This window comes from Rhodococcus sp. DK176, assembly GCF_038447315.2.
Lineage (GTDB): Bacteria > Actinomycetota > Actinomycetes > Mycobacteriales > Mycobacteriaceae > Rhodococcus_F > Rhodococcus_F jostii_A.
Window position 1 is genome coordinate 861126 of sequence record NZ_CP118321.2, and the last position, 14716, is coordinate 875841.

Consider the following 14716-nt stretch of genomic DNA (forward strand, 5'->3'; position numbering starts at 1 on the left):
CAAACCCTCACGCACTGCCCGCCGAGCAGCCCCTCCGAGTCACGTCTCCGCCAACCCAAGTTCGCAGCGAGTCCGACAGCCGGGGACTCGCTCCCCAGCGCTTGGGCGCTATCGCATCGGGCACTGCCCAGTCGGATTGAGAACCCCGCATGAAAACGCGACTCGCCACGTTCGGCGTCCACCAGAGCGATCTGTAGTAACACCACCGTTCGCCAGTGGTGTGCAACGTGCCCGCAGCAAGTGAAATCGGGGGTGGTGAGGAGCAAGCCCCTCACACCACCCCGAGCCCGAGCCCGTCAACGCCGACTGACCCAGCCTACCGGAGCCCCGCGGTAAGACTCCGCCGTCCATGCGAGGCCGAACGACCTGTGCCGGAACTTGTTCCGCGGACCCGGTGGCACGAAAGATCAGGACTCGCCCTGCCTGTGTTCGATGACCCAGGCCGCGATCTGAGTCCGGGAGGTGAACCCCAGTTTGGACAGAATGTGCTCGACATGGCCCTGAGCGGTGCGCTGGGAAATGACGAGTTTGTCGGCGATCGCCCTGTTGGTCAATCCCTCGGCGACCAGCTCGGCGACCTGCCGCTCCCGCCGCGTGAGAGGCGTCGACCCCGGTCCGACCGCCGCGGCGGTCGGACCACTCTCGTCGAGGGCGTACCCGGCGGCCTCCTCGAACCGCATCCCGAGACCGCGCCCGAACTCCGCCTCGAACGCGCGGTCACCGATTGCCCCGCGGGCCTTCTCCTCGCACCGGGCGTGGTGGACGAGCAGCCTCGGGTAGAGGATGCTGGGGCTGCAGCCGGCCCGCGCGAGGGCCTCAGCGGCACCCATCAGCGTGGCCGCCCGCCGAGGAGCACCCTCATCCACCGCGACCCACGACAGGACCTCGATGCACCCCGCGCCGCCGGTGCGGTCATCAACTGACCGGGCGAGCTGCAGCCCCTGCATGACAAGCTCTTTCGCCCCGGAATACTCGCCTCGCCGCCACGCCCCCATCCCCGCACCCCACAGCGCCCAGCCCCGGTACATGAACTCGCCGCGCGATTCGGTCAGCGCAAGCATCGCGCGCTGACACTCCTCGCTCCGCGCCCAGTCTTCGGCCGCGTCACTGGCCGCCGCGAGCCCGGACAGGGACCAGATCATGTACAGCACGTTGCCGTCGTCTCGGAACACTGCGAGCGAGGATTCGAAGTGCTTACACGCTGCCCGGGCATCCAGGGTGATCAGTGCGTGCTGGCCGGCGGCATCGTCCATCAGTGCCGCGGCGGTGCGATCGCCGAGCTGCGCCGCCAGGGCACTGCCGCGCTGAACATAGATTGCCGACGCGTCAGCGTCACCGTGCAGCCCGGACAGCACACTGAGCACGTACAACGCCGTGATCTGTTCGAGCCCGGGTTCGTCGCCGCGCACCGCGAGAAGCTGCGCCAGCCACCGCATCCCCTCGCGCAGCTTGCCCCGCACCCGCCAGTACGGGTACATCGCGCCCGCCATCCGAATCCCCGCGTTCGCCTCGAGCGGGCCGGTCAGGCAGAACTGCAGAGCCGCAACGACGTTGGACTGCTCAGCGTCGAGGCGCAGGGTCCAGGACAGCTGCCGCGAACTGATCCAATCGGACTCCGCCCGCAGCACCAGGCGTGCGTACCAGTCCCGGTGCCGCCGCAGCAATGATGCGAATTCGCCGGTCTCCTGCAACCGTTCCACCCCGTAGTCACGCAGCGTCTCGAGCATCCGGTACCGCGCCGCACCTCCCGTCTCCTCCCGGAGCAGGATCGATTTGTCGATCAGCGACGCCACCACGTCGACAACCTGTTCCCGCGTCATGCCGCCGGAACAGATCCCTTCCGCCGCGTCGAGCTCGAAGCCGCCGGCGAACACCGTCAGCCGTCCCCACATCTCCCGCTCCGCCCAGGTACACAAGTCGTAGCTCCAGTCGATACTCCCCAGGAGAGTCTGCTGGCGGGACGGCGCACCGCGGCTACCCGTCGTCAGCAAGGTGAAGCGGTCGGTCAATCGGTGCAGGATCTGCTCGACCGACATCACCCGCAGCCGCACCGCCGCCAACTCGATCGCCAGCGGCAGACCGTCCAGGCGCCGGCAGATCGCCGCGACAACGCCCTCGTTGCTCTCGGTGATCTCGAAACCCGGCACCGCCGTCGCCGCGCGTTCGGTGAACAGGGTCATCGCCTCGTAATGGCCAAGCCCCCCGCCGGCCACCGACCGCTGCCTCGCCTCCGGCAGCGTCAGCGGCGGCACCCGCAGCACGGCCTCGCCCCCGATTCCGAACGGCTCCCGGCTGGTCGCGAGAATCCGCATGTCCGGACAGCTGCGCAGAAGGGTTTCCGCGAGGTTTGCGACCGGGCCGACGAGGTGCTCGCAGTTGTCCAGCACGAGCAACAACTTCCGCGGCGTCAGATACTCGACTAGCTGCGTTTCCGGGGTGCCGGGGCCCTCGCGCAGGTTCAACGCCGAGAGCACCGTGTCGACGACCGCGCCCGGGTCGTACAGTTCCCCCAACCCGACCGACCACACACCGTCGTCAAACGCACGAGACGAATCGGCGGCGACCCGCAGCGCGAGCCTGGTCTTTCCCACACCCCCCACACCGGTCAACGTCACGAGCCGCGACACGGACAGTAGACGGCGGATCTCGGCGATCTCATGACGGCGGCCGACGAAACTCGTCAATTCGTAGGGGAGGTTCCCCACGTTCGCCGTGCCGCCGGAAGGCATGAAACCGTCACTTTCATCTCACATCCCCTTGCCGACCACGGTACCTTCGTCGCCACGACGCGATCCGGTCCTCGATTACCCTCTCGCTACTGTCTCGTGGCTCTGCACGGATGATCACCGTGCTGAGCGCCCCCACTTCGCCCGCGGCGGGTGCGACAACTGCGGGGGCTCGCCGAGTACCGGCCACCGGTGGGATAATCCACCTAGGAGGATCGTCCAGCCCGAAGACGATGTCCTTGCAAAAACGTCGACCCCGGCCCAGGGCCTCAGGACCGCCCGAGTGCGCCGGGGTCGGCCCACAGAGGACGGGTGTCATCCGGCAACCGACGGCGTGCGGACAACACCGGGGAACCCACAACCGACTGCAGGGTTCCGATTCCGTGCCGCTCTTCTCTGACATGCGGTAACAAGTCGGAGCCCGTCACCGACGTACTAGGTGTCGTAGTCAACGATGACGGACCCGAACAGCGGGTGCTGGACTCGAAAGGCGAGCAGGCAGATGAACGAACTGCCGAGAAAACGACCCCGGCCGTGGGTACTACCACGGGAGCTGTCCGCGTGGCTCGACACGAGCCACGCGGGTAACGAGGGCAGGTGAGAGGTTTGGCTAGGGGCATCAAGCGCAACGGCGATCCCGATGCCGATCTCCCAGGAGACGACGCACCGGTGAACGTCGCGGCGGTACGCCGCGACGACGCTTTGATCGACGCGATCGCCGGCGGCGGTCCCGTCGCAACGGATTCGCCGGAACAGGACCAGCTCGCGCTCCTGCTGACCAATTGGCGCGCCGACATCGTGGCGACACCGATGCCGACCGGGCCGCTGCTGGACGACGTGATCGCGGCGATCGACGCCTCGGACGCCCGTTCCGCACGCAGCGCCGCCCGCAGCAAGCTCCGCTTGTTGCGACCCATCGCAGGCGCTGCCGCCGCGATCGCGGTCGTCATGGGTGGCGCCACCATCTTCTCGTACAACGCCGCACCCGGCGATCCGCTGTGGAGCGTCAAGTCGGTCGTGTTCAGCCAGCAGGCCGAGTCGACCGTCGCGCAGATCGACACCACGTCGCAGCTGCAGGAGGCCGAGCGGCTGATCGCCGCGGGCGACGCGGCGGCGGCGAAGAACCTGCTCGAGGACGCCGCCGACCGTTCCGGCGGGGTACGTGACGCCGACACGCGCAACGAACTCGACGTGTGGCGGGCGAAGCTCGCCGCGGAACTCGAGAAGATCGCTCCCACCACGCCGCCTGCGACGACGACGCCCGGTACCACCACCACCGGCACGCCGACGCAGACCATCGAATTGCCGGCTACACCCGGTTCCACGACGGCGCCGGGAGTCGAGCCGTTGCCGGGAACCCTGCCGACCGACCTGCAGCTTCCCGGACAGCCGCCCACGTCACTGCCGCCGCTACCCACGACGACGCTCCCGCTCCCGCCCGAGACATTGCCGTCCACCAGCCCTGAACCCACCATCACGATGGTCCCGCCTCCGCAGCCGCCCCTGCCTCTGCCGTCGGACAACCCGACCACACAACCGCCCCCGCCTGTTCCGTCGGACAACCCGACCACACAACCGCCCCCGCCTGTTCCGTCGGACAACCCGACCACACAACCGCCCCCGCCTGTTCCGTCGGACAACCCGACCACACAGCCACCCCCGCCTCCGCTGTCGGAGCCTTCCTCGGCGCCGCTCCAGCCGCCAATCCCGACCAGCTGAGGCGGGCAGCATCACGCTGACCCACACCCTGATCGTCTCCGGCTTGGTCGATGGGTACCGGATGTTCGTGTACCCCACCGTCCAGGGTCGGGGACGACGGCTGTTCCCCGACGGTTACGACATGCGGAAACTGCAGCTGGCGCAGGCCCGCGGCTTCGAAAACGGCGTCTCTCTGCTGCGCTTCACCCTCTGAGCGCGGCGGTGCCCATACCGGCGGCGGATAGTTGTCCTACTTATGCCGGCTTTCGGCGATCCGCGCCTGAGCAAGCGCGGTCATCACCCGCTCGGTCATCTCCGGCCATGGCGGTCGCCGCAACACCGCGATCGTGCCGATGACGGCCGCCGCGAAACCCGTGCAGACCCCAATCAACGCGTGCCAGCTCGCATCGACGGCGGGCGTCCACGTAACACCCTCCGCACCGACTGTGTAGATGCCGACCGGACGCTCACCTCGTCGACCCCAACCTGTCCGCGACACAGTGATGATCACCGTGCCGTTACTCGCCTCGTACGGCTCGCCGAAGACCAGCATCGAGTCCTCCTTGTCCGGGCCGTCAGTCTACTGCGCGAAGCACGGCGATCGCCCCGATCCACCCCTTCGGCCGGGCGACCGTGGTGGCGTCGGGGCGCGCGACTCGCCAGTGCACCTCGGTAGGTTTTCGGATCACGGCTCTGGTCATTTTCGGCCTTCGTCCGGCTCCTCAGAGGGAACCGCGTCCCTGCTGTCGATGTCGTCACTGGGCTTCGACTGTTCGTTGCGTAGTGGTGTCAGCCCTGAGTGCAAAGAAATGCCAGACTGGGCTGACCGCCTTTGGCGGCACTGCACCATTCGGAAGCGGATCGGCCGACGGGACACGATTTCGACGTTCACGATGAGTCCAGCCATCTCTTCCGGTCTGTCTATTTGTATCCCGGTCCATCCGATCATTGGAGGAGGCGCCCATGCCCCGCACCCGCATCCACAACATGAACATCTCCCTCGACGGTTACGCCGCCGGCGAGCACGTGACTTTCGACGCCCCGATCGGCGGTGCGCAACGGCTATTCGACTGGTTCGACGGACGCGTCATCCACGGGGTCGACCGGGTAGACGCCCCGATCACCCTGGACCGCGCCGTGACCAGCCTGTGGAGCCAGGGCATCGGCGCGGAGATCATGGGGCGCCGCAAGTTCGGACCCCACAGCGGCGATTGGCCCGACGACGGGTGGCGGGGCTGGTGGGGCGACGAACCGCCATTTCAGACACCGGTGTTCGTCATGAGCCACTACCCACACCCGAGCATCGACTTCCCCAACGGAACCAGCTTCCATTTCGTGGACGCGCCACCCGATGAGGTGCTGCGCATGGCCCAGGAAGCAGCGAACGGTCAGGACGTCCGTATCGGCGGAGGACCCTCGATCGTGCGGCAGTTTCTGCAAGCCGACCTGATCGACTTCATGCACCTGGTGATCGTGCCCATCACCCTCGGGCACGGCGTATCCCTCTGGGAGGGCTTGGAGGGCATCGAAGACCGCTTCACAGTCGAGACCGTCACCTCACCCAGCGGTCTCACCCATCAGCTCTGGAACAAGAACGGCCACGACTGAATCCGGACCCCTCGGTGGGGTGACGGCGCCCTGATTGACGGGGAAGAAGGCCTTGTCGTCGTCGAGCATTGTCGGACCTAGGGCGGGGACGCGTTGGAGTGGCCGACAGCGCGCCGAGGGACAGGCGGTTCCGCACGCGGATCCTCGGCGGGAGGTCCTCGATCGCTTGGCGTTGGGCTAGGGCCGTCGTCCGAACCAATCGAGGAGTCGGGTCTGCTGCGAAGCGTCGGGAGGCAATGTGTCGCTCGGGCCCTCGCCGTACGCACCGAAGGCGAGCATGTCGTCCAGATGTGGTTCGACCACGCGCGACAGTCCGGCGACCACAGGCGGATCAAGAGTTTCATCGAGGCCCGCCGCGCGGAGGAGGTCCCACGCGTGGACCACGAGGTCGACGAGCCGGAAGCGCAGGAACGCCTCGGCGGGGACGTCGCCGTTCGGGCCCGGAACTGGCTGTTCCGGTGGTGCGGCGGCGAAGGCCTCGGCCTGCTGTCGTGACGATTCGGCCACCGCGGCGACCGGGTCGTCTCCGAGCTGGTCATCCGTGAGCATGTTCCGGGCCTGTTCACGACCGACGCCGCCAAGCAGGAGCGAAGTGAAGCGGTTCCCCACCACGACGTGCTCGACCAGGTCGCGCACCGAAATCTGTGACGGTGTGGGCAGGTCCCATGAGTCCACCGGCAGTTGGCGCACCACGCGCTCGAATTCGGCCGAGGCAGCGAGAATGAGTTCCACCTTTCGCACGGTAGCGGTCGTGGACTGGTTCCGGACAGGTGCGTCGTGGCGGATGTCCTCCTCGGGAACGGCGTACGGCGATTCCGAGGAACCGTGGACTCTGACAGCCACGCTGCCGCTCGCGGCGGGCATGTCGTGGGCGCAGATCGCCGAACGTTCCCCGGTCACGGCCCCCACGACATACTGAACCAATCGGCAAGCGCCCGCTGTCGATCGAGATTCTCTGGCTCCCGCTCGCGCACGTCGTCAGGCGCGAGAGCGACGTTCGAGCATCAGGACGCTGATACTGGCGACGACCAGAACCACCGCCAGCGCGAAGAAGACGTCGCGTGGGAGGAAGCCGGCGCCGAGGGCAGACCCGACGATCAACGGGCCGGCGATTCCACCGAGGCGCCCGATCCCGAGGGCCCAGCCGACTCCGGTGGACCGCATGCCGGGTGGATACAGCACAGTTGCCAGGGCGATGACGCTCATCTGCCCGCCGGTCACACACGTGCCCGTCAGGAATGCGGTTCCGAGAAGTGCCCAGGTGCTGCCGCCACCGATGACCCACCCCAGTGCCGCGACGAAGGCCGCACCGCCGAGATAGACGATGCCGAGAGTGCGGAACGGGTTGGTCTTGTCCATCGCGGGACCGATGATGATTGCTGCCAGAATCCCGCCGATCGTGGTCAAGACGGTCGAGGCGATAACGACGCGTGACGGCGCTCCCAGCGAGCCGACGATCGTCGGAAGCCAGCTTTGAATTGCGTAGAAGGCCGCCAGATTTGCCGCGAAGGCAGTCCACAGCAGGAGGGTGCTCAGGAACCACCTGCCGCGTACCAGATCGACGACCATCGGAACCTTCCCACGGCCGGGTTCCTCGGCACTCGAGTAGTCGGTCCGAATGACCGTATCGGCGGGCAGGCCGGGGTCGATGCGGCGCAGGGTGGCATGTGCACGGGTGGGAGCGCCGCGCATCAGTAGGTAGCGGGGTGAATCGGGGAAGTAACGCAGCAGAGGAACGAGTAGCACCAACGGCACGATGCCTCCGATGACGAACATCGCGCGCCAGCCCCAGTGTGGGATGACCACGCCGGAGACGATTCCCGCGGCCACGAAGCCGAGTGCGAACCACGCGGCTTTCCTCCGCGGGGACACCGACACCGCAGATCTCGCCCACCGCGTCGCTTCGACCATCTGGTCCGGCATCGCCGCGCCCTAGCCGGGTGCGGAAGGCTCCGGTGCTCGTCGAGTGGAGCTTGAAGCGCCGATGGAGGCACGTGGCCACGGCGAGAACCGTGCACGCTTGCGCCGCCCGACCCCATCGTTTCCGATATCCGCTATTGACGAAACCGCCAGCTCCAGGTGATGATTTGGGTATCCCACCCGAGGTGGGGAGAGGGCCCGCCCCTCTGTTGGAGATCACTCATCGGGCAGCACCAGAACGGTCGCTGTCGTCGTGTGTCCACAACAGAAAGGGGTCCACATGGTCCAGCCCGAAGTCCTGATCGCCCTGCTGATCGCCGCCTGCTTCATCTTCTTCGTGAGCGCCTGCTTGGTCACGGTCATCGTCATCGTCATCGTCATCGTCACCGGCAGCACCGCCGGCCTCCGTGACTTCGCGAAGGTGCTCGCTGCATTCGGACGCGTAATCCGCCTCCGGTTCCGGTTCGGCAACTGACCACAGCGCGAAACCCTCGCACAGGAGGGAGTCCCCGGTATCGGTCCGGGGACTCCCCCGGGGTCTGTGTCCATCAATCGAGAAACTGTCACCGAAGCCCGAACACCAGAACGACGATGCTGGTCGCCGCTAACTGACCTCGAGCGGACCGAGGTGTCCGATCAGATGGTGCGAGAAGAAATCCTTCAGGCCCCGCGCCGATGCCGTCGGGTTTTGCACCATCAGTAGGTGCCCGGCCCCCGGCACGGTGAGGCGCTCGGCCCGCGGGAACCAGCGCTGCACGAGCTCGCTTCCATCGACGAACCGCGCGCAACTCTCGGCACCGAGCACATTGAGCACCGGCCGCGTGATGCGCCCGGGCCTCCCCTGCCCCGAAACTCCGCTGCTGCACGGCCGGCATCTCAGCTCGGCAGAACAAGTCAGCCTCGTCGAGCTCCTCGTCGAAGGCGTGGGGAATCACCCGGTCCAGCACGGCACGGTAGCCATCGCCGCACACATGGCGCAGGAACCCGTCCACCGCGGCGGCCTTGTCGCCTGATCTGTAGGCAGCGATGACCCGCAAGGTCGAATACTCCATCAGCTGCGCGACCAGTGGGTCGTACCACGAGACGAAGGCACCGGCGTGTAGGAGCACGACGCGCTCACCGCCCTCGCGCAGCTCATAGGTCAGTGAGACGTCACCAAACCGGGCACTGTCCACGGCGTCCCCTACGGATCCGCTCCATGAAGTCAGTTCTAGTGGAATGGCTCACGAGTCAAGGGCTGCGGCAGGAGACCCGGTGGGTGGTCCCGCAGAGCCACCCACCGGGTTTCGAACTTCAAACGGCCACCGTGCACCGGCGGCCGCGTCACACCTCTAGCGAAGGGGGAACCCGAGACGAACGAGCGATTCCTTCAGCCGATCCCGCCCGTTCAGCCGCGTCGCGGACGCGAGTCGGTCCAGAACCCTTTCGATCCAGGAATGTTCGAGCTGCTGCGCCGAGTAGAAGGCAGCGATCCGCCCCTCGTAGGCGTCGACGTGGTCGCGTTGGGCGAGCAGGTCGTACTTCTCGTGGTGCAACACCGCAGCTCGGGGCAGGCGCGGCTTGATCTGGGCGTCGGCGTCCGGATGGGGCTGCCCGACGACGAGCCCGAACACCGCGAACACGTGGGGTGGCAGGCCGAGTTCCGCCGCGACTTCCTCGGGCTTGTTGCGCAGCGCCCCGATGAACACCGTTCCCAGCCCGAGCGACTCCGCCGCGGTCACGGCGTTCTGCGCCGCCAGGGCGGCATCGATGAACCCGATATAGCTGCTCTCGAGGTAGTCGGCGCCCTCGATCGGCGCGCCGCGGTCGCCGGCGAGCTGGCGGACACGGGCGAAGTCGGCGAGCCAGACCAGCAGGACGGGAGCCTCGATGATGTGGGCCTGGTCGCCCGCGAGTGCGGCCAGACGAGCCTTGCTGTCGGGGTCGCGGACCGCGACGACGCTCCACGCCTGGAGGTTCGACGACGTGGCGGCCGACTGCCCGGCCGACACGAGCACGTCGAGCGTCTCGTCGGTCAGCGGATCGGGTAGGTAGCGGCGGACCGACCGGTGCGAGTGCAGGGCTTCGAGAACCGGATTCCACTGCGCGGGTTCGGTGAGGGCGGGGTCCCAGTAGCGCTGCTGCAGCGCCGTGCGGGGTGCGATGTCTGCGATGGTCACCCGGACAGGAAAGCCGACCACCGCCCCCCGCTCCAGTGTTAGGCGCACCGTGATTCCTGAGATCCCCCCGCGTTCTCGTCGACACCCGCGAACGGAACGCGTGAACAGCCGCAGCGACGCCGCCGATCGGCGACAATTCGGGGGCTTCCGACAGCTGTTCGGAACTACGTGATGCAAGGGAGTGGATGTGACGGAACGGGTGATCGTGGTGACGGGTGCCGGCTCGGGAATCGGTCGGTCGATCGCGACCGGACTGCTCGACGCCGGGCATCACGTGGTGCTGACAGGGCGGGCGCGGGAAAAGCTGGACGAGACAGCGCACGGTCGCGAACACGCAGTCGTGGTGCCGGCCGACGTCTCGTCGCCGCAGTCGGTGCACAGCCTCTTCGCCGCCGTGGCCGAACGATTCGGCCGCCTCGACGTACTCGTCAACAATGCGGGCACCTTCGGCCCGTCCGGCGCGGTGGACGAGATCGAACCGGAGGACTGGGACCGAACAGTCGCCACCAATTTGACCGGCGTCTTCCTCTGCTCCCGGGAGGCCGTGCGAATGATGAAAGCCCAGACACCACGCGGCGGACGCATCATCAACAACGGTTCACTGTCCGCCCACACGCCACGACCCGCGAGCGTCGCCTACACGGCAACTAAACACGGGGTGTCGGGGTTGACCAAGTCGATCGCGCTCGACGGACGCGACCACGACATCTGCTGCACCCAGATCGACATCGGGAACGCCGCAACCGCCATGACCGAAGGCATCGGCCAATCCGCCCGGCAACCAGACGGATCAATGCGAGCGGAACCCACCTTCGACCCGCGGTACGTCGCGGACGCAGTGACCCGACTGGTCGAACTCCCCTTGGACGTCACCGTGCCGACGATGACCATCATGGCCACCGGCATGCCGTACATCGGCCGCGGCTGACCGCGCGGCCGATCAGCGGCGCGGGTCTGCCCAGTCGACCCGGGCGGCCAGTGCGTGCACCGACCGTTTCCTGCTCGCGTTGGATTCCCCGACCCGGGCGATGCGTCCGTAGACGTATTCACGGAAATGCAGTCTGCCGTCACGATTCTGCGAATCGGGTGCATAGCGAGCGCAATTGAGAGCAGGGCTCTCAGGGCGTCGTATTCGGCGCGCGCCGCCTGCGGACGGGTGTTGACCACCAGGCCGGCCAGGTGCTGGCGTCGGTGCGACCGCATGATCCGGGTCTTGGCCGGGTGCACGGAGAAGCCTTCGTCCGCAACGATCCGGCCGACGGCGTGGATCAGTCGGTCCACCGCCAGTTCCGTGCCGGAGAACGCGAGGTCGTCGGCGTATCTCGTGTAGCAGGCCCGATGCGTTCTCGCGAGGCCGGTCAGTCTGCGGTCGAGCCGGTAGGCGACGAGATTGGCGAGCGCCGGCGAGGTCGGTGCGCCCTGCGGCAGGTGCGCACCCCGGAGTCGACTGGCCGCATCGAAGGGAAGCTGCGCGAGAACACCCGGCGGGGTGGCCGTGGTGCAGAGTCCGGCGAGCACGCGTGACACCGGGTTCGGGTAGCCGAGGGCATCGAAGACCGCCCTCACCCGCATCTGGGAGACGGAGGGAAAGAAGGCACGGAGGTCGATGCGCACCACGACGTCGTGCCCCGCATGGGGAGCGGCGAAGGTGTGGACGCTGCGACCTCGGACGAATCCGTGCGCCGCGGCGTGGGGTGGGACGCGGTCGAGGACAGAATGCAGAATCCGGCGCTGCACCTCTCGAAGGCGTTCCTTGGGTGCCTCGAGCAGGCGGTTGTCCGATCGGATCCGATCGCGGTAGTGCTGCAGCGGAGTCGCTTTCGTGCGCAGCCATCCGCCGGGGTCTGCGAACCAGTCGAGTTCGGCGGGGGTGAGACCGACCGCCTCGGCGACCCCCGCCGTGTGCGACCACCGTGCGATGTCGAACTTCCAGTCACTGCCGGACACCTCGACGACCGTGTCCGTTTGCTCGATCTGCGGGAGCTCCGACAGCAGCCTATAGACGCTGTCGGCGCCGTCGGCCGGCGGCGTGGGCATCAGGTCGTGGAGCCGTGTCGCGATTCGTCCGGCATCCGGCGCACCGGCTTCCTCGAAGCGGAGCATCAGGCCGGCCCTGGTCCACGCTCCGGCGGTCGCCACTTCCGCGAGGCGACGAGCAACTTCAGCTGCAGGGCCCGGCCGGTTGTCATGTGTGCGACGGTGCGAGGTGACCGATATCTGTCGTCTGCGGCGCGCCGAAGCACGCGGAGCATACGGTCGCGCGTCGGACGGTGTCTCCGATGAACACTGTCGAGCCAGGGGTTTCCCCTGGCGTGGTCGCGGCCGGCGTACCGGCCACACCACTCTCACCTCTGCACCGTCGCACCTCGTGAGAATGCCACATGATCTCGGCCGTGCGGGCCCCTGTCGGTCTTGATGTCGAATCGAGCGACTCCGTCAGTCGGAGTGCGCAATCGACCCAGTCAGCGGGGGCACAGGGCGACGACGTCGATTTCGACCAGGAAGTCACCGAGATGCGATCCGACGGTGGTCCGCGCCGGGTACGGGTGCGAGACGAAATTCTGATAGGTCTCGTTGAAACCGGTGAAGTCTCGCGCCGGATTCTGCAGGTGGACGGTGGCTTTGACCACGTGTGAGAAGTCGGAGCCACACGATTCGAGTACGGCTGCGAGATTGCGCATCGCCTGTTCCGTTTGTTCTTCGATGGTGGTGCCGACGAGTTCCCACGTATCCGGGTGGTGGGGCGTCTGACCTGCCGTGTACAGGACCCCGTCGGCAATGATCGCCTGGGAGTAGTGCCCTGCAGGGCTGGGTGCATGTTCTGTGCTGACCTGTTGCCTGTTCATGTGGTTTCCTCAGTCCTGAATCTTCGTTGTTCTCGATCTCGGGCGGGCGGGTGAGGTGTTCACAGCACCTTCGAGAGAAACGCGCGGGTCCTCTCCTGTTGCGGGTTCCCCAGAACCTCGGACGGCGGGCCCGCCTCGACGACGACACCCTGGTCCATGAAGACGATCTGATCGCTGACCTCGCGGGCAAACCCCAGCTCGTGGGTGACCACGACCATGGTCATACCGGCTTCCGCCAGGGACTTCATCACGTCCAGTACCTCACCGACGAGTTCCGGGTCGAGCGCTGAGGTCGGCTCGTCGAAGAGCAGCAACTTGGGCTTCATCGCCAGTGCGCGAGCAATCGCGATCCGCTGTTGCTGTCCCCCGGAGAGCTCCCGCGGGTATGCCTGACCTCGGTTCCCCAGCCCGACACGATCGAGAAGCACGTGCGCCTCCGCTGTCACCTCGTCGCGGGGTCGGCCGAGAACGTGGATCGGGGCTTCGACGATGTTCTCGAGAACGGTCATGTGCGGAAACAGGTTGAAGCGCTGAAACACCATCCCGGCATTCAGCCTGGACCGTGCCGTCTGCCGTGGCTTCATCTCGTGAAGCCGGCCATTGCGTTCGGAGTAGCCGATCAACTGTTGATCCACGTACAGGCGGCCCGCATCAACATTCTCGAGGTGATTGATGCAGCGCAGGAACGTTGTCTTCCCGGATCCGGACGGTCCGATGAGGCAGGTCACCGACCCGCGTTCGACACTGAGGTCGATGCCCTTGAGGATCTCGGTGGCACCGAACCTCTTCCGGACGCCCTGTGCTTTCACCATGACGGTGTTCATTTCGCCCTTCCCAGTGCAAATCGACGGCGTGCGGGGGCTATCGACGCGGTGAAACCACGCGCGTAGTGTTTTTCGAGCTTGTCCTGGAAGAAGCTCAGGATGGTGGTCATCAGGAGATACCACAGGCTCGCGACGATGAGTAGCGGAATCGTCTGGTAATTCAGCGAATAGATGATCTGCGCGGAGTACAGCAGATCGGAGATCGCCAGAACGCTGACGAGGGTTGTCCCTTTCAGCATCGAGATCACCTGGTTCCCCGTCGGCGGGAGCACCACACGCATGGCCTGAGGAAGAATGACCCGGCGCATCAGCTGAGTCTTGTTCATTCCCAGCGCCTGAGCCGCGTCGTACTGGCCGTTGTCCACCGATCCGATGCCACCGCGGATGATCTCTGCCATGTAGGCCGCTTCGTTCAGCGACAACCCGAGGAGGGCGGCCCCGAGTGGCGTGATCAGCGTGTTGACGGAACCGATCATGAATTCGGGTCCCCCGAACGGGATTCCGATCGAGATGGTGGGATACAGGGCTGCGATGTTGTACCAGAAGATCAGTTGGACGAGGAGCGGAGTTCCCCGGAAGAACCAGATGTAGCCCCGGCTGATCGAATTGACGATCGGGTTGTCCGACAGTCGCATGACAGCAAGAAGCGTTCCGAGCGAAATCCCGGCGGTCATCGAGACTATCGTCAGGATGATCGTCAGAACTACGCCTCGAAGTATCTCCGGGGCAAAGAGATAAGACGACACGACAGTCCAATGGAATCGGTCGTTGGTTGCGACGTTCCACGTCACCGCCACGGCGACGATGAGCAGCGCCAGTCCGAACGTCTGTCGCACAGGATGTTTGAGCGGCACAACCGGGATGGACGTGTCCGGGGACGCCGATACCGCGGACGGTGGAGGAAAGGCGTCTCGCGAGGCCAATTGGTGCATGGT

Annotated in this window: 15 protein-coding genes and 2 pseudogenes; 7 read left to right on the forward strand and 10 right to left on the reverse strand. The window is 66.4% G+C overall.

What is annotated here, in order from left to right; translation table 11 throughout:
- Positions 1-407 precede the first annotated feature (407 nt).
- Complete coding sequence (locus PSR88_RS04010; protein ID WP_016880715.1) at positions 408-2729, reverse strand: ATP-binding protein; 2322 nt, start codon at positions 2727-2729, stop codon at positions 408-410.
- 594 nt (positions 2730-3323) lie between these two features.
- Here PSR88_RS04010 and PSR88_RS04015 point away from each other — a divergent pair.
- Together PSR88_RS04015 and PSR88_RS04020 are read left to right on the forward strand one after the other, a co-directional pair.
- Complete coding sequence (locus PSR88_RS04015; protein ID WP_029538112.1) at positions 3324-4445, forward strand: anti-sigma-D factor RsdA; 1122 nt, start codon at positions 3324-3326, stop codon at positions 4443-4445.
- A 4-nt stretch (positions 4446-4449) separates the two neighbouring features.
- Positions 4450-4638 (forward strand): annotated as a pseudogene (locus PSR88_RS04020) (dihydrofolate reductase family protein); the annotation flags it as partial.
- Between the two features lie 36 nt (positions 4639-4674).
- On the opposite strand, the gene PSR88_RS04025 reads toward PSR88_RS04020, so the two are convergent.
- Positions 4675-4977 (reverse strand): hypothetical protein, encoded by a 303-nt coding sequence (locus PSR88_RS04025; RefSeq protein ID WP_009473426.1) that lies wholly within the window; start codon positions 4975-4977, stop codon positions 4675-4677.
- 410 nt (positions 4978-5387) lie between these two features.
- Here PSR88_RS04025 and PSR88_RS04030 point away from each other — a divergent pair, with 410 nt between their 5' ends.
- Positions 5388-6032, forward strand: coding sequence for a dihydrofolate reductase family protein (locus PSR88_RS04030; protein WP_016880718.1), 645 nt, complete (start codon positions 5388-5390; stop codon positions 6030-6032).
- Between the two features lie 177 nt (positions 6033-6209).
- Here PSR88_RS04030 and PSR88_RS04035 read toward each other — a convergent pair whose 3' ends face one another.
- Positions 6210-6764 carry a TIGR03086 family metal-binding protein gene (locus PSR88_RS04035; protein WP_029538116.1) on the reverse strand — a complete coding sequence of 185 codons (555 nt, stop codon included), beginning with the start codon at positions 6762-6764 and terminating at the stop codon, positions 6210-6212.
- Between PSR88_RS04035 and PSR88_RS04040 the strand changes: the two genes are divergently transcribed.
- Positions 6754-6951, forward strand: coding sequence for a hypothetical protein (locus PSR88_RS04040; RefSeq protein WP_157180081.1), 198 nt, complete (start codon positions 6754-6756; stop codon positions 6949-6951). The two genes, PSR88_RS04035 and PSR88_RS04040, sit on opposite strands and share 11 nt — an antisense overlap.
- A gap of 59 nt (positions 6952-7010) precedes the next feature.
- Here PSR88_RS04040 and PSR88_RS04045 read toward each other — a convergent pair whose 3' ends face one another.
- A complete protein-coding gene (locus PSR88_RS04045; RefSeq protein ID WP_016880720.1) occupies positions 7011-7955 on the reverse strand; it encodes an MFS transporter in 945 nt (314 codons plus the stop codon).
- Between the two features lie 277 nt (positions 7956-8232).
- On the opposite strand from PSR88_RS04045, the gene PSR88_RS04050 reads away from it, so the two are divergent.
- A complete protein-coding gene (locus PSR88_RS04050) occupies positions 8233-8427 on the forward strand; it encodes a hypothetical protein (protein ID WP_016880721.1) in 195 nt (64 codons plus the stop codon).
- Between the two features lie 129 nt (positions 8428-8556).
- Here PSR88_RS04050 and PSR88_RS04055 read toward each other — a convergent pair whose 3' ends face one another.
- Positions 8557-8757, reverse strand: coding sequence for a hypothetical protein (locus tag PSR88_RS04055; RefSeq protein ID WP_037196097.1), 201 nt, complete (start codon positions 8755-8757; stop codon positions 8557-8559).
- 16 nt (positions 8758-8773) lie between these two features.
- Between PSR88_RS04055 and PSR88_RS04060 the strand changes: the two genes are divergently transcribed.
- Positions 8774-8965, forward strand: coding sequence for a hypothetical protein (locus PSR88_RS04060; protein WP_148228372.1), 192 nt, complete (start codon positions 8774-8776; stop codon positions 8963-8965).
- Positions 8966-9283: 318 nt separating this feature from the next.
- Here the strand turns inward: PSR88_RS04060 and PSR88_RS04065 are convergent, their stop codons facing one another.
- Positions 9284-10111, reverse strand: a complete 828-nt coding sequence (locus PSR88_RS04065; protein WP_029538117.1) for an NADPH-dependent oxidoreductase — start codon at positions 10109-10111, stop codon at positions 9284-9286.
- A gap of 181 nt (positions 10112-10292) precedes the next feature.
- On the opposite strand from PSR88_RS04065, the gene PSR88_RS04070 reads away from it, so the two are divergent.
- Positions 10293-11039, forward strand: a complete 747-nt coding sequence (locus PSR88_RS04070; protein ID WP_016880725.1) for an SDR family oxidoreductase — start codon at positions 10293-10295, stop codon at positions 11037-11039.
- A 305-nt stretch (positions 11040-11344) separates the two neighbouring features.
- Here the strand turns inward: PSR88_RS04070 and PSR88_RS04075 are convergent.
- The 4 genes and pseudogenes from PSR88_RS04075 to PSR88_RS04090 all read right to left on the reverse strand — a co-directional run.
- Positions 11345-12214, reverse strand: a pseudogene (locus PSR88_RS04075) (reverse transcriptase family protein); the annotation flags it as partial.
- A 359-nt stretch (positions 12215-12573) separates the two neighbouring features.
- Positions 12574-12957, reverse strand: coding sequence for a RidA family protein (locus tag PSR88_RS04080; protein WP_016880728.1), 384 nt, complete (start codon positions 12955-12957; stop codon positions 12574-12576).
- A 59-nt stretch (positions 12958-13016) separates the two neighbouring features.
- Positions 13017-13781: an amino acid ABC transporter ATP-binding protein gene (locus PSR88_RS04085; RefSeq protein ID WP_016880729.1), complete on the reverse strand. Its 765-nt coding sequence runs from the start codon at positions 13779-13781 to the stop codon at positions 13017-13019.
- A complete protein-coding gene (locus PSR88_RS04090; RefSeq protein WP_011594044.1) occupies positions 13778-14713 on the reverse strand; it encodes an amino acid ABC transporter permease in 936 nt (311 codons plus the stop codon). Before PSR88_RS04090 ends, PSR88_RS04085 begins: the two co-directional genes overlap by 4 nt.
- Between the last annotated feature and the right edge of the window lie 3 nt (positions 14714-14716).

Bases quoted from the DNA above. Each gene is read 5' to 3' on its own strand.
- PSR88_RS04010 (WP_016880715.1), bottom strand. From the start codon at position 2,729: ATGCCTTCCGGCGGCACGGCGAACGTGGGGAACCTCCCCTACGAATTG.
- PSR88_RS04025 (WP_009473426.1), bottom strand. From the start codon at position 4,977: ATGCTGGTCTTCGGCGAGCCGTACGAGGCGAGTAACGGCACGGTGATC.
- PSR88_RS04030 (WP_016880718.1), top strand. From the start codon at position 5,388: ATGCCCCGCACCCGCATCCACAACATGAACATCTCCCTCGACGGTTAC.
- PSR88_RS04040 (WP_157180081.1), top strand. From the start codon at position 6,754: ATGAGTTCCACCTTTCGCACGGTAGCGGTCGTGGACTGGTTCCGGACA.
- PSR88_RS04045 (WP_016880720.1), bottom strand. From the start codon at position 7,955: ATGCCGGACCAGATGGTCGAAGCGACGCGGTGGGCGAGATCTGCGGTG.
- PSR88_RS04050 (WP_016880721.1), top strand. From the start codon at position 8,233: ATGGTCCAGCCCGAAGTCCTGATCGCCCTGCTGATCGCCGCCTGCTTC.
- PSR88_RS04080 (WP_016880728.1), bottom strand. From the start codon at position 12,957: ATGAACAGGCAACAGGTCAGCACAGAACATGCACCCAGCCCTGCAGGG.
- PSR88_RS04085 (WP_016880729.1), bottom strand. From the start codon at position 13,781: ATGAACACCGTCATGGTGAAAGCACAGGGCGTCCGGAAGAGGTTCGGT.
- PSR88_RS04090 (WP_011594044.1), bottom strand. From the start codon at position 14,713: ATGCACCAATTGGCCTCGCGAGACGCCTTTCCTCCACCGTCCGCGGTA.